The organism is Acidilutibacter cellobiosedens (assembly GCF_004103715.1).
In the GTDB taxonomy this organism is placed as follows: Bacteria; Bacillota; Clostridia; order Tissierellales; family Acidilutibacteraceae; genus Acidilutibacter; species Acidilutibacter cellobiosedens.
Genome location: NZ_CP035282.1, coordinates 319,095 through 344,639, shown reverse-complemented (window position 1 = coordinate 344,639; position 25,545 = coordinate 319,095). Strand labels below are relative to the sequence as shown.

Annotated in this window: 29 protein-coding genes and 1 pseudogene; 4 read left to right on the top strand and 26 right to left on the bottom strand. The window is 32.7% G+C overall.

Annotated elements, in window-relative coordinates; genetic code table 11:
* Positions 1 to 172: 172 nt before the first annotated feature.
* The 6 genes from EQM13_RS01690 to EQM13_RS01665 all read right to left on the bottom strand — a co-directional run bounded on the left by EQM13_RS01690 (position 173) and on the right by EQM13_RS01665 (position 6,625).
* Positions 173 to 1,135: an ABC transporter ATP-binding protein gene (locus EQM13_RS01690; protein WP_071139887.1), complete on the bottom strand. Its 963-nt coding sequence runs from the start codon at positions 1,133 to 1,135 to the stop codon at positions 173 to 175.
* Entirely contained in the window at positions 1,135 to 2,154 is a 1,020-nt protein-coding gene (locus EQM13_RS01685) for an ABC transporter ATP-binding protein (protein WP_128751776.1), read from the bottom strand. The genes EQM13_RS01690 and EQM13_RS01685 overlap by 1 nt, the downstream gene beginning before the upstream one ends.
* A gap of 13 nt (positions 2,155 to 2,167) precedes the next feature.
* Positions 2,168 to 3,088, bottom strand: a complete 921-nt coding sequence (locus EQM13_RS01680) for an ABC transporter permease (protein WP_128751775.1) — start codon at positions 3,086 to 3,088, stop codon at positions 2,168 to 2,170.
* A 46-nt stretch (positions 3,089 to 3,134) separates the two neighbouring features.
* Positions 3,135 to 4,073 carry an ABC transporter permease gene (locus EQM13_RS01675; RefSeq protein ID WP_128751774.1) on the bottom strand — a complete coding sequence of 313 codons (939 nt, stop codon included), beginning with the start codon at positions 4,071 to 4,073 and terminating at the stop codon, positions 3,135 to 3,137.
* A gap of 78 nt (positions 4,074 to 4,151) precedes the next feature.
* On the bottom strand, positions 4,152 to 5,849 hold the full coding sequence (locus EQM13_RS01670) for a peptide ABC transporter substrate-binding protein (RefSeq protein WP_128751773.1): 1,698 nt from the start codon (positions 5,847 to 5,849) through the stop codon (positions 4,152 to 4,154).
* Between the two features lie 560 nt (positions 5,850 to 6,409).
* Positions 6,410 to 6,625 (bottom strand): helix-turn-helix domain-containing protein, encoded by a 216-nt coding sequence (locus tag EQM13_RS01665; RefSeq protein WP_071139892.1) that lies wholly within the window; start codon positions 6,623 to 6,625, stop codon positions 6,410 to 6,412.
* Between the two features lie 225 nt (positions 6,626 to 6,850).
* On the opposite strand from EQM13_RS01665, the gene EQM13_RS01660 reads away from it, so the two are divergent.
* On the top strand, positions 6,851 to 7,222 hold the full coding sequence (locus EQM13_RS01660; RefSeq protein ID WP_161567145.1) for a helix-turn-helix domain-containing protein: 372 nt from the start codon (positions 6,851 to 6,853) through the stop codon (positions 7,220 to 7,222).
* Between the two features lie 341 nt (positions 7,223 to 7,563).
* Here the strand turns inward: EQM13_RS01660 and EQM13_RS01655 are convergent, their stop codons facing one another.
* From EQM13_RS01655 to EQM13_RS01590, 14 genes are all read right to left on the bottom strand, one after another.
* Positions 7,564 to 8,571, bottom strand: coding sequence for a TldD/PmbA family protein (locus EQM13_RS01655; RefSeq protein WP_128751771.1), 1,008 nt, complete (start codon positions 8,569 to 8,571; stop codon positions 7,564 to 7,566).
* 411 nt (positions 8,572 to 8,982) lie between these two features.
* On the bottom strand, positions 8,983 to 9,777 hold the full coding sequence (locus EQM13_RS01650; RefSeq protein ID WP_114219002.1) for an ABC transporter permease: 795 nt from the start codon (positions 9,775 to 9,777) through the stop codon (positions 8,983 to 8,985).
* Entirely contained in the window at positions 9,774 to 10,568 is a 795-nt protein-coding gene (locus EQM13_RS01645; RefSeq protein WP_114219003.1) for an ABC transporter permease, read from the bottom strand. The genes EQM13_RS01650 and EQM13_RS01645 overlap by 4 nt, the downstream gene beginning before the upstream one ends.
* Positions 10,561 to 11,553 carry an ABC transporter ATP-binding protein gene (locus EQM13_RS01640; RefSeq protein ID WP_114219004.1) on the bottom strand — a complete coding sequence of 331 codons (993 nt, stop codon included), beginning with the start codon at positions 11,551 to 11,553 and terminating at the stop codon, positions 10,561 to 10,563. Before EQM13_RS01640 ends, EQM13_RS01645 begins: the two co-directional genes overlap by 8 nt.
* Before the next feature lie 4 nt (positions 11,554 to 11,557).
* A complete protein-coding gene (locus tag EQM13_RS01635; protein WP_255417559.1) occupies positions 11,558 to 12,271 on the bottom strand; it encodes a bis-aminopropyl spermidine synthase family protein in 714 nt (237 codons plus the stop codon).
* A 71-nt stretch (positions 12,272 to 12,342) separates the two neighbouring features.
* Complete coding sequence (locus EQM13_RS01630; protein ID WP_128751769.1) at positions 12,343 to 12,597, bottom strand: hypothetical protein; 255 nt, start codon at positions 12,595 to 12,597, stop codon at positions 12,343 to 12,345.
* 469 nt (positions 12,598 to 13,066) lie between these two features.
* Complete coding sequence (locus tag EQM13_RS01625) at positions 13,067 to 13,696, bottom strand: class I SAM-dependent methyltransferase (RefSeq protein ID WP_128751768.1); 630 nt, start codon at positions 13,694 to 13,696, stop codon at positions 13,067 to 13,069.
* A 23-nt stretch (positions 13,697 to 13,719) separates the two neighbouring features.
* Positions 13,720 to 14,211, bottom strand: coding sequence for a GNAT family N-acetyltransferase (locus tag EQM13_RS01620; RefSeq protein WP_128751767.1), 492 nt, complete (start codon positions 14,209 to 14,211; stop codon positions 13,720 to 13,722).
* A 277-nt stretch (positions 14,212 to 14,488) separates the two neighbouring features.
* Positions 14,489 to 14,818: a GNAT family N-acetyltransferase gene (locus tag EQM13_RS01615; RefSeq protein WP_128751766.1), complete on the bottom strand. Its 330-nt coding sequence runs from the start codon at positions 14,816 to 14,818 to the stop codon at positions 14,489 to 14,491.
* Positions 14,819 to 15,013: 195 nt separating this feature from the next.
* The gene (locus EQM13_RS01610) at positions 15,014 to 15,517 is read right to left on the bottom strand and encodes a hypothetical protein (RefSeq protein ID WP_206172771.1); all 504 of its coding nucleotides are present in this window, start codon (positions 15,515 to 15,517) and stop codon (positions 15,014 to 15,016) included.
* 64 nt (positions 15,518 to 15,581) lie between these two features.
* Entirely contained in the window at positions 15,582 to 16,373 is a 792-nt protein-coding gene (locus tag EQM13_RS01605) for an ImmA/IrrE family metallo-endopeptidase (RefSeq protein WP_128751764.1), read from the bottom strand.
* A 1-nt stretch (position 16,374) separates the two neighbouring features.
* Positions 16,375 to 16,764 carry a helix-turn-helix domain-containing protein gene (locus EQM13_RS01600; protein ID WP_128751763.1) on the bottom strand — a complete coding sequence of 130 codons (390 nt, stop codon included), beginning with the start codon at positions 16,762 to 16,764 and terminating at the stop codon, positions 16,375 to 16,377.
* Between the two features lie 775 nt (positions 16,765 to 17,539).
* On the bottom strand, positions 17,540 to 18,283 hold the full coding sequence (locus tag EQM13_RS01595) for a hypothetical protein (RefSeq protein WP_200903910.1): 744 nt from the start codon (positions 18,281 to 18,283) through the stop codon (positions 17,540 to 17,542).
* 102 nt (positions 18,284 to 18,385) lie between these two features.
* Positions 18,386 to 18,919: a Shedu anti-phage system protein SduA domain-containing protein gene (locus tag EQM13_RS01590; RefSeq protein ID WP_255417558.1), complete on the bottom strand. Its 534-nt coding sequence runs from the start codon at positions 18,917 to 18,919 to the stop codon at positions 18,386 to 18,388.
* Positions 18,920 to 19,064: 145 nt separating this feature from the next.
* Here EQM13_RS01590 and EQM13_RS01585 point away from each other — a divergent pair, with 145 nt between their 5' ends.
* Together EQM13_RS01585 and EQM13_RS18965 are read left to right on the top strand one after the other, a co-directional pair.
* Positions 19,065 to 19,814, top strand: coding sequence for an IS630 family transposase (locus EQM13_RS01585; protein WP_128751761.1), 750 nt, complete (start codon positions 19,065 to 19,067; stop codon positions 19,812 to 19,814).
* 19 nt (positions 19,815 to 19,833) lie between these two features.
* Positions 19,834 to 20,115 (top strand): annotated as a pseudogene (locus tag EQM13_RS18965) (transposase); the annotation flags it as partial.
* Between the two features lie 271 nt (positions 20,116 to 20,386).
* Here the strand turns inward: EQM13_RS18965 and EQM13_RS01575 are convergent.
* The 4 genes from EQM13_RS01575 to EQM13_RS01560 all read right to left on the bottom strand — a co-directional run bounded on the left by EQM13_RS01575 (position 20,387) and on the right by EQM13_RS01560 (position 23,160).
* A complete protein-coding gene (locus EQM13_RS01575; protein WP_128751760.1) occupies positions 20,387 to 20,680 on the bottom strand; it encodes a sodium ion-translocating decarboxylase subunit beta in 294 nt (97 codons plus the stop codon).
* 32 nt (positions 20,681 to 20,712) lie between these two features.
* The gene (locus tag EQM13_RS01570; RefSeq protein WP_128751759.1) at positions 20,713 to 21,237 is read right to left on the bottom strand and encodes a hypothetical protein; all 525 of its coding nucleotides are present in this window, start codon (positions 21,235 to 21,237) and stop codon (positions 20,713 to 20,715) included.
* A 719-nt stretch (positions 21,238 to 21,956) separates the two neighbouring features.
* On the bottom strand, positions 21,957 to 22,247 hold the full coding sequence (locus EQM13_RS01565; RefSeq protein ID WP_128751758.1) for a hypothetical protein: 291 nt from the start codon (positions 22,245 to 22,247) through the stop codon (positions 21,957 to 21,959).
* Positions 22,248 to 22,251: 4 nt separating this feature from the next.
* A complete protein-coding gene (locus EQM13_RS01560; protein WP_128751757.1) occupies positions 22,252 to 23,160 on the bottom strand; it encodes a ParM/StbA family protein in 909 nt (302 codons plus the stop codon).
* Positions 23,161 to 23,704: 544 nt separating this feature from the next.
* Here EQM13_RS01560 and EQM13_RS01555 point away from each other — a divergent pair.
* Complete coding sequence (locus EQM13_RS01555; RefSeq protein ID WP_052221644.1) at positions 23,705 to 24,109, top strand: four helix bundle protein; 405 nt, start codon at positions 23,705 to 23,707, stop codon at positions 24,107 to 24,109.
* 581 nt (positions 24,110 to 24,690) lie between these two features.
* Here EQM13_RS01555 and EQM13_RS01550 read toward each other — a convergent pair.
* Together EQM13_RS01550 and EQM13_RS01545 are read right to left on the bottom strand one after the other, a co-directional pair.
* Positions 24,691 to 25,257 (bottom strand): DUF2703 domain-containing protein, encoded by a 567-nt coding sequence (locus EQM13_RS01550; RefSeq protein WP_128751756.1) that lies wholly within the window; start codon positions 25,255 to 25,257, stop codon positions 24,691 to 24,693.
* Between the two features lie 54 nt (positions 25,258 to 25,311).
* Positions 25,312 to 25,539, bottom strand: a complete 228-nt coding sequence (locus EQM13_RS01545) for a thioredoxin family protein (RefSeq protein ID WP_128751755.1) — start codon at positions 25,537 to 25,539, stop codon at positions 25,312 to 25,314.
* Positions 25,540 to 25,545 lie beyond the last annotated feature (6 nt).

The following is a 25,545-nucleotide window of genomic DNA, read 5'->3' as shown; positions in this document are numbered from 1 at the left end:
ATCTATTAACAAGGGGCAGGTGGAACCACTGAAAATTAGCCTTTTTCAATGGTTTCACCTGCCCCTTTATCAAAACATTCATATCATGTAGCTCTTATTTTGTATAATAATACATAAATAAGAGCTATATTATATTTATGAGGGTATGCTATTAATAATAGAGTACGAAGTTTTATACTAAATAGCACGCAACATAATGATCTCTTCCTACCTCTTTCAATTCAGGCGCCTTTTCTCTGCAAATATCTTTTACATACCTGCATCTGCTTGCAAATTTACAGCCCGGCTTAGTATTTATCGGACTTGGAACTTCTCCTTCCAATTTAATTCTCTTCCTCTTTTCTTCAATGCCCGGATCCGGTATGTTTATGGCTGATATTAAAGCCTGAGTATAGGGATGTAAAGGTTTCTTGTACAAATTTGTATTTTCAGATATTTCAACTATGGACCCCAAATACATAACGCCTACTCTGTCCGAAATATGTTTTACCATGGCTAAATCATGTGATATAAACAAGTATGTTAATCCTAAATTCTCCTGTAAGTGTATAAGCAAGTTTACTATTTGAGCTTGAATGGAAACATCCAGCGCCGAAATAGGCTCATCACATACAATAAATTCCGGTTCTACCGCAAGAGCACGTGCTATCCCTATTCTTTGTTTTTGCCCTCCCGAAAGTTCGTGGGGATACCTCAGGGCATGCTCGTTGTTTAATCCTACTAATCCCAATAGTTCATGTATTTTTTCGGTACGCTCTTTTTCACTATAGGATTGATGGACATCCATTCCTTCCCCTATAATATCTCCTATTGTCATCCTTGGATCCAATGAAGCATAGGGGTCCTGAAATATAATTTGCGCCCTTTTCTTAAATTTTAATTTTTCATCCTTCTTTAGTTGGTGGACATTTTCACCATCGTATATTACGGAACCGGCGGTAATATTATACAATCCTATAATGCTTCTGCCGCAGGTGGTCTTCCCGCATCCCGATTCCCCTACTAAACCTAAGGTTTCTCCCCTCTTTATGGAAAAGCTGACATCATCAACCGCTTTTAATACCGATTTCTTGCCAACATTAAAATATTTTTTTAAATTGCTGACTTGGATTAATTCTTCATGCATGTTAACCATTATTGAGCCCTCCTTAAAAGATCCGGTTTCTCAATCCTTGGCGCGGAAGGATGCTTCAACCAGCATGTTACACTGTGGTTTTCACTTATCTCGGTTTTCGGAGGCATTTTCTCTCTGCATATCCCCATGCAATACCTGCATCGGGAAGCAAAAGGACAGCCTTCCAACGGTAACAATAAATCAGGCGGAGTTCCTCCCAGTGAATACAACTCCTTTTTACTCTCTATATCCAATCTCGGAACCGAACTCAAAAGAGCCCATGTATACGGATGTTCTCCTTCATAAAAAATTTCCTCCGTCGTACCTTCCTCAATTATTTGTCCTGCATAGATAACATTTATTCTGTCAGCAAAGTTTGCCACAACACCTAAGTCATGGGTTACCAAGATTATGGCCGTATTCATGGTACTCTGAAGATTTTTCAATAATTCCAAAATCTGAGCCTGTATCGTTACATCAAGGGCAGTGGTAGGCTCGTCTGCTATAAGTATCTTCGGATTGCATGCAAGGGCCATGGCTATCATTACCCTCTGCCTCATTCCTCCCGAAAATTCATGAGGGTAATTATTGATTCTTTCCTTAGGCTCAGGTATATTGACCGTTTCCAGCATTTTAGCGGCTCTGTCCAAAGATTCTTTTTTATTAAGTTTGTTATGAATTTTCAAACTTTCCGCTATCTGATCTCCGATTTTCATAGTAGGATTCAAGGATGTCATGGGATCCTGAAATATCATACTGATTTCTGCCCCTCTTAACTTCTTCAATCTTTCTTTAGACATATTCAGTACTTCTTCTCCATCGAATTTAACGGAGGAACCCTCCTTTATATCTCCCGGAGGCTCCGGATTCAATCTCATCAATGCCTTTGCAGTTACGGTTTTTCCGCATCCCGATTCCCCGACGAGAGCTAATGTTTCTCCTTTATCCAAGGAGAAATTTATCCCCCGAACAGCTTTTACTTCCCCCGCATAAGTATGAAACGAAACGCTTAAATTACTTACTTCCAATATTCTTTCCATCTTCTCATTCTCCTTACTGTCTTAATCTCGGATCCAGAGCATCTCTCAATCCGTCACCCAACAAAGTAAACGACAACATCGTTAAAGCTATCATCAATGCGGGAAAAAATAATTGATATGGATAAAACATTAAATTTTGTTGTGCTGCGGAAGCCATAGCGCCCCAACTGGTATTCGGAGATTGAACACCCAATCCTATATAACTTAGAAATGATTCCGAAAATATAAATCCCGGAATATCAAAAGTAATAGATACGATAATTGTACCTATTGTATTGGGGATTAAATGCTTTGTAATTATTTTCCACGGGCTTACTCCGAGAGCACGGGCTGCCATTATAAATTCCTGCTGTTTTATCTGAAGTATTTGACCTCTTACAAGTCTTGCCGTTCCACACCATCCGGTGATAGTAAGAGCAATAAGTATTGAACCCACACCTTTGCTTTCCGTTATCAATGAAATCAAAATAACTACTATCAGATACGGCACACTTACCAATATTTCTACTATTCTCATCATTATATTGTCTACATTGCCTCCAAGGTAAGCACAAACCCCGCCATAAATACATCCTATAAACGATACGACCAAAGCTCCCAACACACCGATGAGCATCGAAACCCTTCCGCCTTTCCACACTCTGGTAAATATATCCCTTCCGAGTTCATCAGTTCCAAACCAATGTTCGGCACTGGGTGCTTTATTTCTGTCTTCGACAATCATCTGATCACTGGAATATGGAGTCAGGGTTGGACCTATTACTGTCATCATAATCAAAACTATAAGTACTATCATTGCCGCCATTGCCGTCTTATTTGTTTTCAGCCTTCTCCAAGCATCCTGCCAATAAGTTATAGTAGGCCTTGCTATCTTCTCGCTGTTAGCATCTTCACAGCCAATGATTTTAAATCTTTCATCTATCATTTCTGTCATTGAGTTTCCCTCCAATCATTTATATGGTATATAATTAACCACAAATTTACTTATTATCAGCATCAGCAGAAACCCTCATTCTCGGATCGGCAACACCATATAAAATATCTACCACCAGCAAGGATACTATATACAGCGCACAATAAAAAATGGTTAAACCCATTATCATACTAAAATCCCTGTTATTGATTGAACCTACCAACTCCGAACCTATACCCGGAATAGCAAAAATACTTTCTATAACAAAAGAACCTCCAAATACCCCTGCTATCTGAGGTGCCAAAATGGTTATAGCCGGAATAATTGCATTTCTTATAATATGTTTCCATATCAAGCTTCCCGTGGAAACTCCTTTTGCCTGAGCCGTCAAAATATAATCCTGTCCTATTACATCAAGAACACTGGACCTCATATACCTGGCATAAGTTGCTATCGAACCAAAGCATAACGCAATGGTAGGAAGCACCGTAAACTTTGTACCTCCCCATCCGGCGGTAGGCAGCAATTCAAACCTGACGGTAAAAACATATTGGAGTAATGCTGCTAAAACAAAGCTCGGAAGACAGACTCCCAATATTGCTATAAACATAACCAAATGATCAGGCCATTTATTTCTCTTAAATGCGGCAACGATTCCAAGTATTATACCTATGGCAACTCCGATAATCAAAGCCTGAATTCCCAACCTGCCGGATATGGGAGCATGTTTTATTATAGTACCGGTAACACTTCGTCCGGGATATGTCAGAGATTCTCCGAAATCCCCATGGAATACGTTCTTCAAAAATCTCACATATTGCTGGGGAACACTTTTATCCAATCCGTATTTGGCATAATAGTTAATCCTTATTTGTTCCGGTAATTTCCGAGCCAATGATGCTAACGGATCTCCCGGCATTGCATGCATCAAAAAAAATGTTATGGTAATTACAACCCACAATGTAAATATCATGTATAAAACTCTCTTTAAAATATATCTGAGCATATTATTTCCTCCATTTATACATCAAAATACAATTCAAGTAGTTTATGCGGCTGAATAGCCGCATAAACTACCGAAAAATTATTTTCCTCTGCCTTGAGTATATGCATATTTAAATTCCATTCCAGATCCAAACAACGGACTCATGGTGCCTTTTACGTAATTATACTTAAAGGTACTGGTTTTCATATATACCGTAGGTGAAATGACAGCATCATCACATAACAGAATCTCTTCGGCGCGCTTGAAACATTCGAGTCTTTCTTTATCATCCAAACTATTTTGTGCTTTTTTGATTAATTCATCATATTCTTTATTCGACCACGATACCTGTGACATACCACTGCCTGTTACCCACATATCCAAAAATGTCATAGGATCGTTATAATCACCTGTCCACGCCATACCTGCGACCTGATATTCTTTTTTGTTTGTTCTGTCCAAGAATACGGGCCAATCTACATACTCCGCTTCAACGTTTATCCCAAGTTTCTTTTCATATACTTGCTGGTCATATTCCGCAAATCTTCGGGTGTTAGCATCTGTCCCCGACTGTAACATGGTAATCGTTACTTTACTCGGATCAGGGTCCATTCCAAGCTCTTTTAATCCCTTTACCAATAGTGCCTTTGGATCCGGATTTTCTTCCGCCAATTTTTTCAGGGGTTCTTCAACTACTTCTCTGTATTGTTTGTCCCCTATAGTCATATCAGGCGGTACAAAACCGTAAGCAGGAGCTGCTACACCATAGTACAAAACATCAACCATTTCTTCTCTGTCCATGGCTAAAGAAAATGCTTTTCTTACATTGGCATTCTTGAAAAGTTTATCCTCCTGATTATAAAATTGATATGCGGTAGTCGCACGGAACCGACTTGTATAATTCAAGTTTTCATCTTTTTTAAATTTTTCAACCCATTCCGACTGTGTTATTCCAGCCATATCCAACTGGCCACTGGAAAGCATATTGGCTCTCGTAGTAGGATCTGTTGCGACTTTGTACGTTAATTTATCTAACTTAACATTATCTTTATCCCAATAATTTTCATTTTTCTCCAGAACAAGTTGGTTTTTATGGGTCCATTCGGTTAGTTTGAAAGGCCCGCATGATATTGTATACTCAGCTTCGGTTCCGCTTTTGTCTCCCCATTTTTCCACAAGGTCCTGTCTCTGAGGATACATGGTTTTAAACGCAAGCAATTTTTCAAAATATGCGCATGGTCCTTCCAAAGTTATTTCCAAGGTCTTATCGTCTACCGCTTTAACTCCCAATTCATCCAAAGGCTTCTCTCCGGTATTACATACTTGGGCGTTTTTTATAGGATATAATAAAAATGCATAGGTAGAAGCTACCTTCGGGTCAACAGTTCTTTTAATCCCATATTCGAAATCCTTTGCCGTAACCGTTTTCCCGTCAGACCATTTATAATCTCTCAGATGAAATGTCCATACAAGCCCGTCATCGCTTACATCCCACTTTTCGGCACCTGCCGGCTTATAAACATCTGTTCCGTTTTCATCCACTTCTACCCTTGCTAATCCTTCCGTTATCTCATTTAAAATCTGTGATGAATATACATCACTGCTCTTTGACGGATCAATCGCCTGAGGTTCGTCTGTAGTCGTTGTTATGTATTGTTCGTCGTCTATTTTGTTTTCCGTTTCAGTTTTTTCGCCTTCAGGGTTATTTGCTTTTTTTGTTTCTTCTCCGCAACCCGTCAAGGTCACAGCCAATAAGGCAACCACCATTACTACTGCCCATATTCTCTTACTTTTCAATTCAACTCCCCCTTTAATAATTTTTCTGATATTTCGTAAATTCTGAATTTATATACAAAATTATTCGTTTCAGAATAATTTTCGTATCGGTTTTAAAACAAAGTCTGCATATTATTCATTCATAATTACAAAGATTCTTTCTAATTAAAATTATATATACATATTTTTATTAATTCTATACCATATACCTTCCTTAACGATAAGTAACTTATGTTCAGTAAAGCGAGGAAATGTGTAATATTACAGGGACCTATTTAGTCCAGAATTACTATATGATAAATATTTTCTGCTCATTTCAGAATAATTTTTGTATCAGTTTTAAAGCTTTAATCTGATTTCTGCAGGTATTTTTGAATTCATATTTTGCTATAATTTATAACATAAAAACTGTTACAATATTTAACACATAAGTAAATTTCAACATGATAACATTAATTTCGACTTCTTTAATTTTCTGTTTAAGTAATATGATAATAATCAAGTGCAAAAAATACAACCCACTTCAAAGTGGTATTCCCATAGTTTGGTAACTACGGTTTTGCAACTAATATGCATTTAAATTAACTATTCCTTTTAATATTAAAAATATCTTCTATCGGTATTTCCAAAACCCGAACTAATTTGACTAAATTTTCATAGGAAGGTCTGCTTCTGTTAGTTTCTATATCGCCAATAAATCCAACAGATATATTGGTTGCTTTTGATAATTCTCTAATAGTAAGCCCCTTTTTAAGCCTATGTTCTTTTATAATATATCCAAGTTGTATTTTATTCACCGGACATCCCCTTTACTTAAATGTATGTTATATATTTACAGATTGCAATAATGTTGTAAGTTAATATAGTCCGTTTTTTTACCTTTATCAACATATTTCTTTTATTTACTCACTGTTACATAAATTTCCGTAATATATAAACGTACATGCATAATGTATGATGATATTTTTTTTATGATATTATTATAGATGTACGTTATTAACGAAAATAGAAGGGTGAGCCTGATGATAGATAATTTAGGTATAAAAGTTAAATATTTAAGAAAGGAAAACGGATATAGCCTAAGAAAGTTTGGTAAAATATGTAATTTATCTCATTCTTATATCAACGATATAGAAAGCGGAAGAACCAATCCGTCTATTCAAACTTTGCAAATTATTGCTGATAAGTTAAACACAAATATGTCATATCTATTAGGAGAATCTAACAATCAATGTCAGCTTATAAAGGAGAGCAGCGATAAAAAAGAATATTGCTATAATACAGAAGATTATGAAATAATAAAAATTCTAAACAATAATCCTAAAATTAAACACATTATTTATGAACTTAAAAATAGTTCTGCTAAAAGGATCGATATTTTTTTAAAAACCTAGGATTTCGTTAGATCCATATCTAAAAACATTGATAAGTAGGAGCAGAAAAAATAGGAGAGGCTACTAAAAAAGTATTTTTTTAGTAGCCTCATTGTTCAATGATGAATTACCGGGGTATTTTTAATTAAGGCTCTGGCTATGGTAAGCTTCCGTCTTTCTCCTACCCTTGTATCCAATTCACTATTTAAAAAATTAACAAATAAGCTCAATCCTGTTTAGATAATCGTATCTGGCATAGCTGAGTTCTTGGTGATCATGTATCTGAACAAATCATGGAGGTCCAATGTTGCACTTGGTGTTTAAGTGTATTTTGCCATGACTTTAATCTCCGAGATACTGCTTCATCGAATGTATACATTGTGAACTGCAATAGTTGGCTGTCCACACCCGACAGGAACACACTGGCCTTCTTTTTTACAGAAACCAGATTCGATTACCAAATTATTGGCAATCGAAAATATATTCTCTAAAAAATGCAAACTATTATCAATAACCATAAGATCGTTTAAGTGGTGAATCACCTTACCGCCCTCTATTTTTTCTGCTTCTGTAACATAGAAACAGAATTCCCCAGTACTAATATTGACACTACCGCCACCTAAATTTTTTACATAAATCCCATTATCTATATTACTAATTATATCCTCTCTTGTACAAATACCATTAGGGAAAATAAAAGTATTTGTCATGCGCGGAAGTGTTTTTGATGAATACTTTTCCTTTCGACCATGTCCGTTGTTCTCAGTTGAAAGAGTATTCGCCCCTTTTTCATCAGTTATGAAAGAAGCCAAGTATCCATTCTTTATTAGTTCTATTGGCATAGATTTGTTTCCTTCGTCATCAATGTCTAAGTATCCTCCATATCTTTTAGTCGGGTCATCCACTAAGGTCAATTCTGGGATTGAGACTTTTCTGCCCAGATCTTTCTTACCAAAAATGGAAGTACCCCGAACAATGTTGTCACTCTCAAGACAGTGTCCACAAGCTTCATGAAAAATCAGTCCAGGCCATCCAGCTTCAAAAACTATATCAAAAAAACCAGGTTCTATCATGTGTTTTTCAACATTTAAATCGATGTTAAGTAGAATATGCTCAACATATTTCTGAATTTCTTCCAATTGTAATAGATAAGGAAATATACTACTTTTTGATAATTTTGTTCTTCCATTTATATTTATGTAAATATAAGTATAAAACCTTCGAATTTGTTCAGCATTTTTAGAATCAAAGCCAATTATTTCATAGGAAAAGTCACAGCTCAATCGTATATTTGAAAGGAGTTTCTTACTCCATTCTTCTGTTGTTAATCTAAGAAATGATATTATCTCATGTTGCTCAGAAAAAGTCATTAATACAGAACACGGATATGCAGTAGAAATTGCAGTTTGTTTAATATATGCTGCAAAGGAGGTAGATATTAGGGAGTAAGCTGGATTTCTTTGCCAGTATCTACAATCTCTTAGACACCAAAGTCAAAATATTCAATAGCGATTCCCCTTATCTCCGCCGAATCCTGTAACTGTACTGTGGACTATTCCAGAACCGACCAAGCTGATGCCAATGACATATCATCCATGTCGTCAATTTCTGGCACCACATAAGCTTCATCCAGATCGTACATTATTCTCACCCCCTTCCTTGCAGTTAAATAAAGAGTCCAATAGTTGATTTTACTTTCTTCCGTCCTTTACCAATTACTTTTGTATAAAAAAATCTCTTGTTACAACATTTATTTTGAATTTCAATAAAAGTGCAGATGGTTAACTGCTGGCACTACGATAATGCCTTACTGAAAACTTCCATGCAAAATATGTGATTGCCGAAAACACAAAAACAATTATTAACACCAAAATTACTGAATTCCAATCAACTGTATGAAAAAACATATAACTTGGCACTGTTGAAATCAATCCGTATGGGATTATTATGCAAAAAAGCAATTTAAAAAACGATTTAAAGGCTGTCCCCGGAATTTTCATTGTAAGCTCAGTCAAAGACCATTCTACGTTCTCCAGTCCGGAAATATCTATTGTAAAAAATGCGACACAACGAACTAAAACCAGAAGATCATAATATAAAATACACATCAAAATCAGGAAACACAGATATAGAATGATATTCTGTGCAGTTAGCGTAATGTTCTCCATCAGTGCAGCATATATAATTATAACTATGCTAAACATTACCATAGGAAACGAACTAAAATCAAAATTTTCAAAACTAATATATAGCAATGAATTGCAAGGCTTTAAAAGGTAGAAGTCCATTTTACCACTTCTGATTAGGCGTGGTATTTTATTGATCCCAAAGTAAAACAACATCATAGCAATATTATTTATAAGATTGTATGTACCAATAAAAAAAATTATCTGATACTGAGTCCAGCCGTCAATAACGTTTATATTACTATATATAATTTTGAAAAATAACAATTGCACAATAAAGAGAGAGAGATTAACAAAAAATCCTCCAAAAAACACTTCCTTATGCATCATTTGCCTTATCAGCTTTTGTCTTATTAACATTAAAATTATTCGAAAGTTCTTCTTCATCATAATCCAATTCCTTCATAACTCATGATATATTTCTTAAACAATCTAGTAGCGGCTAAATGCAATACAAACAACCAAACAGTAAGAATACAAGCAGCCATAAAGATGGATTCCACGTCCCCGGTAATTAATAAGTTTACAGGGTAATAGCCAATATAGTAAAATGGGAAAAAGTGCATGATATTCAATATACCTTTTGGAAATAATGACAAAGGAAGAAGACTGCCTGTAATCAGTGATAAAATATTGTCCTTAACCATCATAAATACAGTAATATCATAATACTTAATTGCCAGTGTACCTATTATAAAATTAATATTAGCCATTATTAAAATACCTAATACTATTACAACTAACAAACCCAAAAAATGTGCAGCCGTAATTGTAAAGGATAACCGAAGACCAAAAAATATAATAAAACCAATGCAACAAATAAAGGAAAATAAAAAGTTCAAAAAAGAATCCCCCAAGGAATAAAACAGAAAATAATTTTTTACATTGATCGGCATTATTATATACTTGGCAAATCTTCCGTTTTGTACTTCTTCAGCCATAGAATTCGCAATAATATCTGTTTTATCTAATTGCAAAATAAAACTAGAAAGGATATAGTACAAAAGCATCTGGTTATATGTATATCCCCCTATTAAGCTATTTGATTCATACGCTACGCCCCAAAGAATAAATGCTAACAATATCCTTGTAAACATAGAAATTATGTTAAAAAAAATATTTGCTTTATAAACACTATGTATTTTAACAGATGTAGTTAACACCTTCAGCATCTTACTCATTTAGACTGATTTCCTCCTGTTTGTATACTCTGCTAATGATACTAGCTATATCCTCGTCTTCAATAGAAATATCCAGTGTGGGTTGTTGTGAAAAAAGCTGATTGTAAATATATCCAACTTTATCCGGCGGAAGTGCAAATACCAATTTGTCGTCGCTATTTTCTATAATTTTACAGAAATCCGGAAGAACAAATGAACGCATTTTTCTATCATTGTATATTGTAATTATTTTTTTAGTGTTAAATCGTTTAATCAGTTTCTCTATATTTTCATCATAAATCTTATAACCATGGCTTAAAACAATACATCTTTGACACACATCAATAATATCAGAAAAATCATGGCTTGTTAAAATAATCGTTGTATTCCTTTTTTTGTTTATTTCTTTCAAATATTGCCTCAGTTTGCCTTGGCTTATACAGTCAAGCCCAATAGTAGGTTCATCTAAAAAGAGAATTTGAGGATCATGGAGTAATGCACCAATGATTTCCATCTTCATTCTTTCTCCAAGGGAAAGATTTCGTATAGGTCTATCAAGCAAATCATCAACTTCGAGTATATGAGTCAATTCACTTAAAGATGCTTTAAAGGCTTTTTTTTGAACACAATAAATCTCTTGCAAAAGATTAAATGAATCCAGTGCAGTTAGATCAAAAAAGAGTTGATTTCTCTGTCCTGAAACAAAAGCAATTTTCTTTTTAAACTCAATGTCCAATTCAAAAGGTGTATATCCTAATACTTTTATGCTTCCACTGGTAGGCATAATAATTCCTGACATTAATTTAATTAAAGTTGTTTTACCAGCTCCATTGGCACCAACTATTCCTAAACACTCACCATGCATAACTTGCAAATCAAGGCTATTAATTGCCTCAGTCAATTTCTTTTGGCTGTGAAAAAGGTAGAGAATACTGTTCCGAAATCCACTTTGCTTAATAACATTCTCATATACTTTGCTAAGGTTCTGAATTTCAATATCAATCATACTACTATACTCCTTTCAAAAACTCCCCATAAGAATTAAGTGGCATATTCTTTATACTATGAGTATATAAACTTGTCCCTATATATCTGCCAGAAATAAGCGGCTTTTTATCATACGTGGCACATAAAACAATCATATCGCTTAAACCGTCCCAGCTTTTTGCACCAATATACGAATTAAATTTGGAAATAATCTCAGTGATATATAGCTTAGAATCAACAACCATTTTCTGTATTCGATATCGCATTTTATCGGTTCCATGACCAAAAGAAACGAACAGATTCGCCTGTGGCTTTACATACTGAACTGCTCTGGATAAAAATAAGCACAATCCATCATCCGTATATGGCGGATCAAGAAATGCACAATCAAATAAATTGTTATATTCTTTTAACGGTGCATCTCTGAAATCTTGTCTGATGCATTTTGTAATATGTGAGTTTGTCTGTATGTATTCTAGTATCCGTTCATCAATATCCATGACAGTAATTTGTGGTATTCCAGTTGTTCCATTTTTAAACATTTTCTTGGACATTATAGTTATTGCAAGACTTGTAAGATCATCATCTCCTATTAACAATATTTGGGATCCAACAAATCGGTTATATTGAATTAGTAACAACGCTCGTTTAATTCCGATATAGGCAATATTACGTGTTTGGTCGATATTTATATTAGTGTTAGAAGCATCTTTAAGTAACTGATCAAATTCTTGAATTTCCTCATAGAACTGGGCTAATACATTATTATCTATTGAATGTGATAATATAAATTTTAGAAGATCAAGATCTAAACTGCTAGTCCCAAATCAGTGAGACTAATTATATCATCATCGCAACAAACAAACCCGTTTCTTAAAAAATCCCTTTTAATGTATGAAACCAAAGCTATCGGCAAACTTAAATTTGCTGCTATCTCATTTATAGAAATTCTGCCCTTGACAAAGGTTTTCATGAGAAATGCTTTCTTCTGTACTCGTATTGTTTCAATCATTTCATCAAGAACAGAATCAGTTTTACACAAATCTGTATGTTCACCTGCCATAACGATTGATCCTCCCATAATTTATTCGACAAATGCTAATCATGATCACAGGAATATAATACTTACAATCCGCCATTTTTCTTATGACTCAATTATTAAAACGGTATAAGAGGGTAAATTATCAAGTAAACAGGATTTTCGCATCTAATTCCCAAGTAATTTATAATTGACAATATAACAAATAATAAATTATTTTACTATTCTTAATTATATTATTATCATTTTTAAAACACATTGTCAATTACTTATCGCTATTTATTTTTCAAAAAATTTCGACATTTCCGTTAAATTTAAATTCATTTTATTACATCCCTTTTATCTACATTAAATTTTTTTAAAAGTTTCCATGTAAAAGAATTTATCAGACAAATAATATTCAACAATTTCAAGCTTGAATTCAATAGAACATTTACCCATAAAAAATGCACTTCCAAGCATTAGATTTTTTGTCTAACATTTTGGGTGCATTTCACTTTCTCATAACGGTCAACACTCCGGCACAGTAAGATAATTTTGTATACTTGCATAAGTATTGATTTTGTAAAATTCTTAATATTTCTTCCGCAATAAAATAAAATTCTTCATCATCCCAACATTTATTATATATCCTTTTACACTTTTCCAATTCACTTTTATTTTCAAAAGAAACGTCCCCCAAGATTATCTTTCCTGTTTCAGTTAACATAGGAGAAAGTAAATTTATAAAATTTATTTTCTCTTTATCTGTTATATGATGAATTGCATAAGTGCTAATAATATAATCAAATTGGCGGTTTTTAACCTCATCAGGTATTCCATTTTTAAAATCCCAATTTATTAATATTGCCCGGGGCATTTTCTGTTTTGCGATGTCTATCATATTACTTGAAAAATCAATGCCAGTAATATTATATCCTTCATTATAAAGTTTGGAAGTTAATATTCCCGTTCCAAAGCCTATATCTAAAATATCCGCGCTATTTTTTCCTCTGACTTGTTTGTATATATAGTTGAGTACATCTTTATATCCCGCAAAGGGATATTCGTTACTTTCTTCACTCATATTTACGCTTTTGTCATAACCATCGGCCCATAAATCAAAGCCCTTACTGTCCAGCATTTTAATTTCTCCCTCTCATGCAATCAATAATTATATTCATATTTTCCGATACTTATTTTTTGAGCTGGTATCTCATTCTCCCATGGTTTCCTTATTTCTATAAGATTTAAAACGTTATAACCCCTTTTCAATAAAAACGGTATGATCTTATCATTATTTGGATGAATCCAATTATAAACCGTATTTTCTCCTAATTTCTTTGCTATTTCCTCTGCTTTTGCATATAATTTTGAACCTATTCCTTTTCTTCTTGAAGTATCAGAAACAAACAGGGATTCTGCCCATACTACATCACCGTCAATTCTGCAAACCAAATAACCTAACAATTCATTATTACTATCTTCGGCAACAAATATAGGAAATTTGGCTTCCATGTATTCTCTAAATTCTTCTTTTGCCTGCTCTATGTTAGCATAGGATTTAATACCTTTAAGTTCTTTTAATTCTACTCTAAACTGTGCTATTAATCCCGATATCCTTTCTTCATCTTCAAATTCTGCTGCTCTTATAATCATACGCTCACCTTCTCCCAGCCTAATTACCTTTTTTATCATAAAGTTTAACTTAAAACATCAAAAAATTATTTTTCAAATAGTTAATATCTTCTCTCTTCATTACGTTAAACAACTCAATTGTAAAAATAAATTATACCTTTTTAAATTGATTCTTATAATACCAATATACTACTTCTTTTTTAAAAAACGTTTCTTCTTTACGTTGTCAAGAACTTTAGGACAGCTTTCCCAATCTATGTGTTTTACCTTCTTAAATATCATATACATTATAATAATATTAGAAAATAATTTTTATGTCATTATCATAAGGTGCTGTCCCGTCAAAAATATTTTTATATGAGCACATCCACGTTGGAGTAAATCCACTTCTATATGCAACAGATTGTGATGCTATATTGGATGAAGCAGTTCCATAATAAGGTATAGTTCCTCGTTCCATAATCATTATTGCAAGATTACTTACTAAACTTGTAACAAGCCCTTTATTCCTGAATTGTGGTAATACATCAATACCTATTTGCCACATCAAATTACTATCGGCTGATGCTCCTGCTATTGCCAATTGTTTTCTTACAATTTCTAATATTTTAGATTTAGTGAACTTCATAATTCCCACCCCTATAATTAACTTTTTGTAAGCCTGCTTGTTGTAAACTTTGTTTCGTTTAATAATATTACTTATTATATTTTGCTTTTATGGTTTTTAATCATAACTTTTTTAATTAACGATTCCAGAATCTCATTAGATATAACTTCCATTAGCTTTCTACTTTTAATATTATTAGTCAACAAGAACCATCTGTTATATGCCTAAATATCTTTTCCAACCATTTCTCTCAAATCTTATTAAAGCCTTGTTATATTGGTCTTCAAAGGTGTCTTCGGTTGGATGATCTAATTTATCATTAATTTTATTAAAAATATCTTCTGCTTCACTTTTTGTAATCTCCCTAAAATATACGCATAAGGCCAAAATATTATTGTGTGTTAGAGTGATAAATTCGTTTAACCATTTAAATTCAGTATAATTATCTGATATTATTATTGGGATTCTCAATGCCTGGGCATATCCTGAACATTCACTTTCTCCCGGCCCGATTACCTTTTTCTTATCTTCAATAATGTCTCTTGCAAGTATATTTACAGATATATCTTTCTTCCTATCCACTACCTTAAATATGCTTCCGTCTTTATAAACGGCTTGGTTAATTGTACTATAGTATATTCTTGCATTTTTCTTTATTTCAATCTCATATACAAATTGCGGAATAATAATTTTTTTAAATAAAAGTTCTAAAATATCCAACCTGTTAGCCTCAGCTAAATTAATTAAGATATCCGCATCAGAAACTGCACCCACATACCTCATTTTAATAGTCCTCTTCCAAGGGATACTCATACCCAAATTGTTTTGGTGTCAGCCCAATAAATTCAAGGCTGTTTTTCATATTCTTATATGAAATATTCCCTCTTTCGTAATTACTTTTTACAAATTCTATATATTCTTTGGGTACATACGTTTCTTTTGATGGAATTATCAAGTCAATATCATAACCTTCCCGTACGGTTAAAAGTTGAAGTTGTTTTGTATTTTTTAGTGAACAGATATCTGCGAGTTCTTCATATTTATCGATAGAACATAAATCAATCTGAACAAGCCTTTTTAACATTGCCTTATAACTTACTTTAAAATAATTGTGAATTCTAACAATATGCCTTGGTAAAATGCTGTCTTTATCTACATTAACAATTTTATAAAATATTTCTTTTACATAATCTTCGGGCATTAAAAATTCGGAAGCAAATACATCCGCTTTAGTATCTTCCTCTTTATGCTTTTCATCATCTAAAAAAATTTTTTCTCTTTTCAAAGTATCAGCATTATAAATAAGGTGGTATAATTCGTGAGCACCGGTATAGCGTTCATGCCCCAGAGTAAAATTACTGTTTAAATAAACAATAAACTGTCTCTCAAAATAGGTGCTAAATCCTGATAATTCGTCTGTATCCAATGGCTTTCTTATTAAAAATGCAGCCTCCGATAAAATATCAAATATATCAGAAAGCCCTTTTCTGGCAAATTTTATTCTCACATCTTCTGCCAAATCTTTGATTTGCAGTCTGAAGGATGCTTCCGGGAGATTCAAATTAATCTTTGACATTTTAACACTCCTTCCATAGCAGCTTTCTCTCTTGTGGTTTAAACTCTCCATTATATATTTTCTTTTGATAAATAAACATCTTTATCATATCCTGAAGTTTTTCCACTTCTTCAATTGTTTTCTCTGAGAAATGTTTCTTTCTGAATAGTGTAACTAAATCATCGCCTTTATCTTCTTCAAAAAGATCGTTTAGATCTATATTCAGAATTTTGCATATAGCATTTAATTCCACAGCAGATATAGTCCTGTTGCCGTTTTCTATTTTGCTTAATGTTTCCCTGCTCATGTCAATATCTTTTTCGGCAAGTTTTTCTACTACTTCTATTTGGCTTAATTCTTTTGCCTCTCTACTAGCTTTTATTTTTAATCCGATAGGAATATTCTTCACCATTTTCAAACCCTCCTTGTAATATTATATTACATCAGTATTTGTTTATTGTCAATATTTTGTGTATTTATGTAATAATTTATTACTAAAATATCAGATTAACGAGAATATCCAGTTAAAATACTACCTAAACATTTGAAAAAATTGTTCTTCATACCGAATTAGCTTCTTTGCCAGTTCCTCATTTTAAAGAAAAAAAGCATGCCATAGGATTAGAAAATTTTCCTTTTGACCATGCTTTTTTATTGTGTTCATCAAACAAACTCCTCTCCTTTTTCAAATAAAGTTCTCTCACCAACACCCCTCAAACCCTTGATACCACTGGCTTGTTTTTTTACCCCTAATTTTCCATTTAAACCCTTTTCCCTTGAACCTGTCTTTCAAAGTACTTGTATTTCTTGATTTTTACCTCAAAAAATGAAAATAAAGTTCTATTAGGATTGAGGGTTAAGGGAGAAGGTTTAAGGAGAGTTTTTATCCATTTCTCCTCTCCATTTTCTTTTCCATTCAGTCTTCCAATCCCTTGATTTACCTGACTTTTGCCTTGTATCCTTTTCTCTATCCCTCGCAAACCTCTAATAAAAAAACATGGCTTACCCGAGATTCCTAATCCCTAATAAACCATGTTTCCTGAAACAACTTTATTTGCATTTTAAAATGAATTTGCAAAATGATAGGACTTTATTTGATGGAGACATAGATACAGGAACAAGGGGTAAGGAGCAAGGGAATAGGGATACCATTATATATAAATTTATTGCTGATTTCAGATTATCGTTTATTTATATAGATTTTTATACCAGCATTCTTTTCCTTCCCGTTTTATTTGAATTCTATCATACTCAATTGATTCTCCGACTAAATATCTCCATACTTCAACATCATCAAGTATTCCATCATATCTTCTTATAAAAGTTTCTACTAGACTTTCTCCTTTTTTATTAAAATCATCTTGGAAAACTATAACTTTTCTTTCAGCAATTATTCTAGAAAGATAAAAGACTGCTTCTATTGCAGTTGATATTTTAGCAGAAGGAAAATTATCATCCTTTGTCCAAGTATAACTTTTACATTCCGCCACAATGGAGTTATCCAATGAAACCAAATCAAACTTATGAACTTTATTAACACCTACAATTAATGGCTTTTCATAGAAACTATCCTTAAGTTTTCTATTTAAATATAATCCCACTCTGTTTTCAAATTCATCAAAAGGGAGCCTTGAAAAAACGCCATTATTATTTGTGTTTTGTAGATTCGGGCAATGATTCTGACTGTTTACTTCATGATTTACCACTTCGTTATTATACGTATGACCAACACCATTTACTATTTTAATCTTTTTACAGTATGAACATTCGCCTTTACAACGGTTTATCATATCTTGCTTAAATAATTTATTACAAACAGCATTAATAGTTTGACGTGGTTCGATGCTCAACAATTTTGATAAACAGTCATCACATAAATTTTTATCTGTGCTACCTAAATAATTTGTAATTACTTCACTGTACTTATCCATTCTATATCTCCTCTTATAGGATAATCTCTATTTTTTGAAATCTTAGTATATAAAAAAGTCTATTTATCAATAAGATAATGGAACAATAAAAAATATGTCTAACTAATAAGTAGGCTTACCAATGGTACTTTTTGCACTATCGCATAAATTATCATAATGCAGTAAAAGAATTTTATGCTTATCTAAATATCTTCGTTTTTCTTTATATGTTTTTAGATTGAAAGCATCTCTTCTTCCAGCAACAACTGCATAGTGTATTCTTGTTTTATCAAGGCTAAAAAATTCATTAGGCAACTGTTCATTTGGGTTCTTATATTTTTGAAAAGTTTCTCTGAGTGACACATAATTTGACTCAAGCCATTCATCCCAATCAAATACCTGTTTTATACCTTTTCTAAAAGTATCTCCTAAATTTCCATCTTTTAAGGTGATTTTTCCATATGGATTTTCTAACTCAACAAAGACGAACTCATATCCACCTGAGTTTTTTCCTATGAGTAGGTAATCTACTTTGTATGAATTTCCCAACATAAACTCTGGTATAATAAATGCATCATGATGCCCAAAGTTATAATTTGATTTTAAAATAGAACCAATTATAAAATATGCTTTATTATTCTTAATAAACTTTGCAATATCACTCTCAATAATGTTTTCATTACTTAAAAAATCGTAGAAATTAGAAATACTATATAAATTTTATTAACAAATAGCTGTAAATACTGCTTAAAAATCTCCAAAATGAGTATACTAAAGAAAATACAGTTTTGGAGATGATATCATGAGAAAAAAACTTGAGGTTAATCCTAAATATGCTTCATATGATATGTTGAAGCAATTATATCAAACTGAAAAAGATGTAAGGCTTAAAATCAGGTTACTTGCAATTTTACACTTCTTTGAAGGATATACCAGCCTTGAAGTAGCTAAGTTGTTACATCAATCTGATTCTACAGTCAGAAGATATCTTCATAGATATAATAAAGCCGGATTGGCGGGCCTGAAAGACATACCCCATCCGCCTAAAAAAAACATACTAACTAATGATGAATTGAAAGAAATTGATAAAGCATTATCATCAAGCCCAAGAAATGCGGGTTTAAATTTTAGTAACTGGACGGGGCAGCTTATTGTTTCATTTGTTAAAAACAAATTTAATAAAACTATAGCCCTTGGAACTGCCTACAACATTCTTCACCGGTTAAACTACTCCAAGACTCGTCCAAAGAAAACAGATAAAAGAGTAAATAAAGAAACCTTAGAAAATTTTCGGAGTGAACTTAACGGCTTACTTGAATCTAAAGATGAAGATACCGTAATTGTATACGAAGATGAAGCAATAATTACATCTGAACCTACAATTTCTTCGGTTTGGTCTAAAAAAGGTACTCAAACAGTAGTTAAAACAAATACCAGCGGCTCAAGAAAAAGAAACGTAATATTTGGGGCAGTAAATCCTGAAACCGGCGAATTATCACAGCAATTTAGTGATAAGGGAAATACTGAAAACTTCAAGTCTTTTTTAAAATAAGGTATCTAAAAATTACAGCGGTAAAAAAGTAATAATAATTGCAGATAACGTAAAATATCATCACTTTAAAGGTATAAACGAATACTTGAAAGAATTAAAGAATATAGAGTTTCTATACTTGCCTTCATATTGCTCGGAACTTAATGCAATAGAACACTTGTGGAAAAACATACGTGCTGCTGTTACACACAATACACTTTTTGATCAATTTACAGAATTATTAAACGAAGTTCAATCTTATCTTTGTTCTATAAATAAAAACAAGAGTAAGTTAAAAAAACTATGTGCATATATATGTTAAGCCTTTCACTAAGAGGATTTAGCCATTTGTCATTGTGATTTATATAGGCAAATTATCAGATAGAATACCTGAATTATCATCTAATATGTTCACACAATGCTATCCAAATATCAGTGAGATGATAAAATGTCTTGAGGAATGGCTATCTGATTAATAATCTTAAGGCTTTTCAGTAAAAACTGAAAAGCCTTTTTACATAATATCACACTGTTTTTTTGCAATAAAAAACCTGCATTCTGCACACTTTTTATTGTTAAAATGTGGTTCTGGATTATGATTTTTTTACTGAATTTTTAACCGCAATTAAATATATAACTCCCAAAATCGCTAATGCTGCAAAGATAATTGTAACCAAGTGCGAAGAAATTTGACCTGACAAATAAATTGCTGTTGGTCCGTCTGCACCACCTATAATTCCTACTGAACCCGCATCTCTTATATCCTTATTAAGTTTATATGATAAGTATAATGGCAATAAGTAACTGGAAAATGCACTGATAACGGCTATTAAAGTGCATGTAACGGTAACTGCTGTAATTGCCTTCGTTAATTTCCTATTTTTCATATCTTACTCACTCCATATATATTCGTTTTTTATTAAGGCATCATCTTTTGCTGCTTACTTGTTTTTATGATATTTCTTTCATCTGCTTTATCAATGTCAAATAGAGAGTCATCGTTTATAACAGGACTATTAATCTGTGTAAAATCCACATCATTCCTGTCGAGAGTAATATCTAGAACTACTTTATTATCTTTTACAAAAATTAGTTTATGAAATATATCATCATCCAATGGATGCTCTCCGAACCAAGTTTTATCACATATTAGATAACCGATATAAGTGTCCGCTGTAGTCCATTTTATGCCTATTACCTTCTGCATTTCTGTTCTGCTAATATAAGGTCGTATAACATACATCCTGTCCCATTCAAAAGGAGTTATATTATTCATATCAAAAGATGAGTTTTGCTGGACAGTTGTCATCAGTTCACTTTTGAAACTTTCTAAGTGCTTATTATCGATTCTTTGACTACGATAGTTTATATAACTTAATATAAACAGTATCAAAGGTATTATTAAAAATGCTGTTATCATGATAGTCTTCTTTTTGATTTTCATATCTTTTCACCTCATAAAGGTTATATGTGCCATTACGCTACATCTTTTCAGGATTATATTTACTATTATATTGTATAACCAAAGTTATTGATAGAATCTTTTTATATAGATATATAGATTTTTAATAAGATAATGGGTAAGAAATTTTAATACCTTCAGTAACTACTGCCATATTATGTATTTCCTCATTCCAAATTCCCTATCTCCCTTTAACCCATAACTCTTATTCACCATTCTAATTATGTTTTAGAATCGCTTTTTATCCCCTAATCCTTAAAAACCATTTCTAACCCTTATTCCTTAGCCAAAGCATATAATACCTATCAAATTGCTCCGTTTCCTATATAAAAAGGCTGCTTTCTAATAATTCATTCTTACTTATCTTCTTATTAAGAAAAGCAATTCTAAAATCGAGTTTCGCCCCTTAAAATGCAAAATATTTTAAAATAAAAACAAAACAGAGGAAATAAATTGCTGCAGAGCAACCATTTCCTCCATTTTGTCCGCTTACTAACACTCCCTAGAATGTCTGCATTAAAAGTAACATATTAGATGTTGATTGTAAAGAGTTTTATCCCTTTATTCCCTAGAGATAGAGTCCTGGTTCCTTTTAGTTCCTAACTTTTTATTCTAGTTCATTTAGGAACCCCATAGTAAGGATATAGGGGACAGGAGGTAAGAAAAAAGCAGGAAGTTCTAAACTTCACTGCTCATAATGGCTATAGATTATCAAACATATTAAATATACCCTCAGGTAATTCAGGCTGAGCATAATCATCATTATCTTTTTTACTGTTCCCTATAGTAATTCCTCCACATTCCGCTATTGCTTCCTTTAAAGCCTCCTTTATTTTCTCCTTATCAAAATCCTTATCATTTTTCCCCGTAAAACTTAATACTGCCTTAATAACGTAATCCGTTTTATATTTCTGTGCAGAAAGTATGTTATATACCTTAACATCTTCCTCTCTATCCATAGAAAAAGACAGGTTTATTCGTTTTGTTACCATAGCATCACCTTCTTAATTCCTGCTCTAATAGGATTTTATAGCCCTTTGCATTAGCAAACTGGTCAAGAAAATCCGCATACCTTACTTTTGTGGATTCTTCAATATATTTCCGAAGCAACATACTTCCACCACCTGTGAAAACAGTAGGGTTACGGAATTCGAACCCATATTCCTCAATTTTGGCCAATATGTTTTCTACATACTCATTCGTCATTATTTTAATTATCTCTTTAACATCTGCTTCAAAAATAACAGGTTCTCTTCCTAATATAATATCTTGTATTTGAGTTTCAGTCAGCCTAATATTTGTTTTTAAGAGTTCCTGCTGTATATTCGCAATTAGCGTAATAATTCCGTCAGGGAGTGAGTAACACGATGCAGTGTCAATTATCCCGTTCTCCACTCTAAAAATATCTACAGTATAACCGCCAATATCTATAACATTACATAATATATCCTTATAACTGTTAAATACCGTAATAAGCGAAGCATACCCCTGTGGATACACCCTGCAATCAATAATATTAATTGCATAACCTTTTTTGTTAAAATTAAATTTAACATCCTGTCTTAAAAAATATTCCCGAAATTTTTTCTTAAGAGTTCCATAATTGACAATTGGAAGTCCTACTCCTAGAATTACATCAGATTTATCTTCTATCCTCGCTATATTTACAGCATCTGCAATTGCAGGTAAAGACATAATGAAAGTATCCTGATTAACTGTCTTATCCATCTGGACACTCAATCTATTACCTCCGATGCTATAAAACTTACCTTCATAAATTAACAAGTTGCTCGCTGAGATTGGCTCACTATTAGATTTAGTAAATCCTGACTCAACAATATAGCCCTCACTTGTTTTTGTACATTTGTTTCCATTATCAAGTCCCAATAAAATCCTGTTTCCCATAGTAATTCCTCCATTTCTTTAATAAAATTTAAGTTCCTTATCGTTCTTTATAGCCGATGATTTTTTATAATTTCAAGTATTTCTGCAAAAAAAATTGCTCACCCAGCAAACTAGGTAAGCATACAAAATAAAATAATACGGAGGTTATTTCATTAACATTGTAAAATGCCTTCATAAACGTAAACATATATTTTATAATAAATCATTCTCCACAAAGTCAAGTCTAATTTCTACTTTTTTAACTTTTTCCTTATTTCCTTTTACCTAAATCCCTTTTATATATTATGTATTTAGTAAATTTCTTCAAGCCCTTTAATTTACGGCATTCGTAGAAGTTTTTAAGCGACAAAAACTAGTTTAGGGTATATTAGGAAAAAGGTTTATTGGGTTAAGGAACAAATATATGCATTATATTAACTTTTAATGCAACGCCTTAACTCTTATACCTTTTTAGTGATTTCCTTACGAAAATTTCTCTATCAGAATTTGACTTATCCCTGCTCTTCCGTATAATGTTAAAAATCAATTTGAAAGGATGAATTCTATGAGTGAAAATTTGTATATAAAAGATTTTAAAAGCCTGAAAGTATGGCAGAAGGCGAATGTTCTTGAGCAGGATATAAGGGAATTGGTTAAAGGATTTCCAAGTTGTGAGCAATATAGGCTTACAGACCAGTTAGTACGGGCTGTTAGGAGTATAGGGGCAAATCTTGCAGAAGGAAATACACAGTTGTTTATAAAAAAAGAAATAGTTCACGCAAATATTGCATTAGGAAGTGCGGGAGAATGCAGGAGCCATCTCATTACTGCATATCAAAATGGTTATATAAATAGTACACAATATGATGCCCTAGATAAAAGGTTAATTGAGATTATCAAAATGCTATATGGCTATATAAAAAGGCTAAAATCCGCACCGCGCGACACCTCAAATACTAATGACACTTAATATTAATTCAATAGGTTATAGGATTGTTCCCCTTGCGGGCTTTACTAAAAATGTTGTAGTCTAATTTAGAAATTGTTCTAGGGATAGAACTATCTCTTTAGTTTAAACTCTTATAAGTTGGGGAAAGTTTCGAGGGATAAGGGGCGAGGTCTAGGCATTCTTTCTGTACTTTTCTTGATTGCTATAAAAAATAAGAAAAAATGCCTTGGAAGGCCACTAATCCTCCAAAGCATTCTAAAAAATCCTAATAGTCCTATTATAAAAAATGTTTCTAAAGTTAAGGTATTGACCCACATTGGCTTTCACATTCCTTTATATATTATACTACATTTTACTCTTAATTTTCATAACTGTATAATAAATTCCCTAGCGAATTAAATATTTGTTTTCTTTGATGGTCTCGGTTATTTTTCCAATAACCACTGAATTTCCTGATAAATCAATGTTACATTAAATATCATATACTAGTAATTTGGATGAGTTGATATAATATTTACCTTATCGATACTTGAAAATAGCATTATCGTAAACCTTCTGAAACCCACCCTATTATTATATCTTGATACAAAGTCTAGCATTTATTATTCAGGTTTTTTATTTTTCTCAATCGACTCAAAAAACCTCCGCAAATTTTCTGGTAATTGATATGCTTCTTTATCAACCCTATCATTCAACCGTGCTTTCTTATCACTATATACTTTACGAAGGATGGCATCAATAATCATTGCTTTTGGTGGAACATTATATTCTTTTCCCTTATACACCCATACTCGGCAATCAACTTCATCGCCACATAAATCTCCACAAGATTCACATAGAGATTCCTTGACATCCATTTGTATGTCTTCTCCATTTACTCGTATAGTAGGCGAACTAATAAATCTATGTTGTTTTGCCTTTTCTTTACTATCAATATGGATTTTGTTCACAACTACTTCTATCCCTGTCAATTGAAGTATCTTTGCCACATCTGCAATGGCCTCTTCAAGCCCTGCATCTGTTCCCTGACATCGTGTGCAAATGTTTAGGTCTAAATATAAAAAATCAATTATTATTTCATTTTTTTCTTCAGTTTGACTCTGTCTTAAATCTTCACAGCATTTCGTATTACATATACAGTTATTATTTTGTGACTGACAACAATCCATGAATGTTACCTCCTTCAAAATCACTAATTGGGTTGAATCCCTACTAGGTTTTCCTTATAAATACTTCTTTATTTCTTCCACTGTTGGAATTTTTCCTGCAATTTTAACCTGTTCATCTACCACCAAAGCGGGTGTTCTCATCACACCATATGCTGCAATGTCCTTAAAATTTTGCACTTTTTCAATTGTGGCTTCAATTCCCAATTCTTTAACAGCCTCGTTAACATTAGCCTCTAATTTTTTACAATTCGCACATCCTGAACCTAAAACTTTAATTACCATAATTAT

What these genes read in the sequence shown, in the direction of transcription:
- EQM13_RS01690 (WP_071139887.1), bottom strand. Translation starts at nt 1,135, where the DNA reads ATGGTTAACATGCATGAAGAATTAATCCAAGTCAGCAATTTAAAAAAA.
- EQM13_RS01620 (WP_128751767.1), bottom strand. Translation starts at nt 14,211, where the DNA reads ATGATTATAAGAGCAGCAGAATTTGAAGATGAAGAAAGGATATCGGGA.
- EQM13_RS01565 (WP_128751758.1), bottom strand. Translation starts at nt 22,247, where the DNA reads ATGGTAACAAAACGAATAAACCTGTCTTTTTCTATGGATAGAGAGGAA.
- EQM13_RS01660 (WP_161567145.1), top strand. Translation starts at nt 6,851, where the DNA reads ATGATAGATAATTTAGGTATAAAAGTTAAATATTTAAGAAAGGAAAAC.
- EQM13_RS01545 (WP_128751755.1), bottom strand. Translation starts at nt 25,539, where the DNA reads ATGGTAATTAAAGTTTTAGGTTCAGGATGTGCGAATTGTAAAAAATTA.
- EQM13_RS01645 (WP_114219003.1), bottom strand. Translation starts at nt 10,568, where the DNA reads ATGAGTAAGATGCTGAAGGTGTTAACTACATCTGTTAAAATACATAGT.
- EQM13_RS01675 (WP_128751774.1), bottom strand. Translation starts at nt 4,073, where the DNA reads ATGCTCAGATATATTTTAAAGAGAGTTTTATACATGATATTTACATTG.
- EQM13_RS01625 (WP_128751768.1), bottom strand. Translation starts at nt 13,696, where the DNA reads ATGCTGGACAGTAAGGGCTTTGATTTATGGGCCGATGGTTATGACAAA.
- EQM13_RS01600 (WP_128751763.1), bottom strand. Translation starts at nt 16,764, where the DNA reads ATGGTGAAGAATATTCCTATCGGATTAAAAATAAAAGCTAGTAGAGAG.
- EQM13_RS01605 (WP_128751764.1), bottom strand. Translation starts at nt 16,373, where the DNA reads ATGTCAAAGATTAATTTGAATCTCCCGGAAGCATCCTTCAGACTGCAA.
- EQM13_RS01640 (WP_114219004.1), bottom strand. Translation starts at nt 11,553, where the DNA reads ATGATTGATATTGAAATTCAGAACCTTAGCAAAGTATATGAGAATGTT.
- EQM13_RS01595 (WP_200903910.1), bottom strand. Translation starts at nt 18,283, where the DNA reads ATGGATAAGTACAGTGAAGTAATTACAAATTATTTAGGTAGCACAGAT.
- EQM13_RS01630 (WP_128751769.1), bottom strand. Translation starts at nt 12,597, where the DNA reads ATGGCAGGTGAACATACAGATTTGTGTAAAACTGATTCTGTTCTTGAT.
- EQM13_RS01655 (WP_128751771.1), bottom strand. Translation starts at nt 8,571, where the DNA reads ATGACTTTTTCTGAGCAACATGAGATAATATCATTTCTTAGATTAACA.
- EQM13_RS01615 (WP_128751766.1), bottom strand. Translation starts at nt 14,818, where the DNA reads ATGAAGTTCACTAAATCTAAAATATTAGAAATTGTAAGAAAACAATTG.
- EQM13_RS01555 (WP_052221644.1), top strand. Translation starts at nt 23,705, where the DNA reads ATGAGTGAAAATTTGTATATAAAAGATTTTAAAAGCCTGAAAGTATGG.
- EQM13_RS01585 (WP_128751761.1), top strand. Translation starts at nt 19,065, where the DNA reads ATGAGAAAAAAACTTGAGGTTAATCCTAAATATGCTTCATATGATATG.
- EQM13_RS01575 (WP_128751760.1), bottom strand. Translation starts at nt 20,680, where the DNA reads ATGAAAAATAGGAAATTAACGAAGGCAATTACAGCAGTTACCGTTACA.
- EQM13_RS01650 (WP_114219002.1), bottom strand. Translation starts at nt 9,777, where the DNA reads ATGATGAAGAAGAACTTTCGAATAATTTTAATGTTAATAAGACAAAAG.
- EQM13_RS01680 (WP_128751775.1), bottom strand. Translation starts at nt 3,088, where the DNA reads ATGACAGAAATGATAGATGAAAGATTTAAAATCATTGGCTGTGAAGAT.
- EQM13_RS01550 (WP_128751756.1), bottom strand. Translation starts at nt 25,257, where the DNA reads ATGGATTGTTGTCAGTCACAAAATAATAACTGTATATGTAATACGAAA.
- EQM13_RS01560 (WP_128751757.1), bottom strand. Translation starts at nt 23,160, where the DNA reads ATGGGAAACAGGATTTTATTGGGACTTGATAATGGAAACAAATGTACA.
- EQM13_RS01570 (WP_128751759.1), bottom strand. Translation starts at nt 21,237, where the DNA reads ATGAAAATCAAAAAGAAGACTATCATGATAACAGCATTTTTAATAATA.
- EQM13_RS01685 (WP_128751776.1), bottom strand. Translation starts at nt 2,154, where the DNA reads ATGGAAAGAATATTGGAAGTAAGTAATTTAAGCGTTTCGTTTCATACT.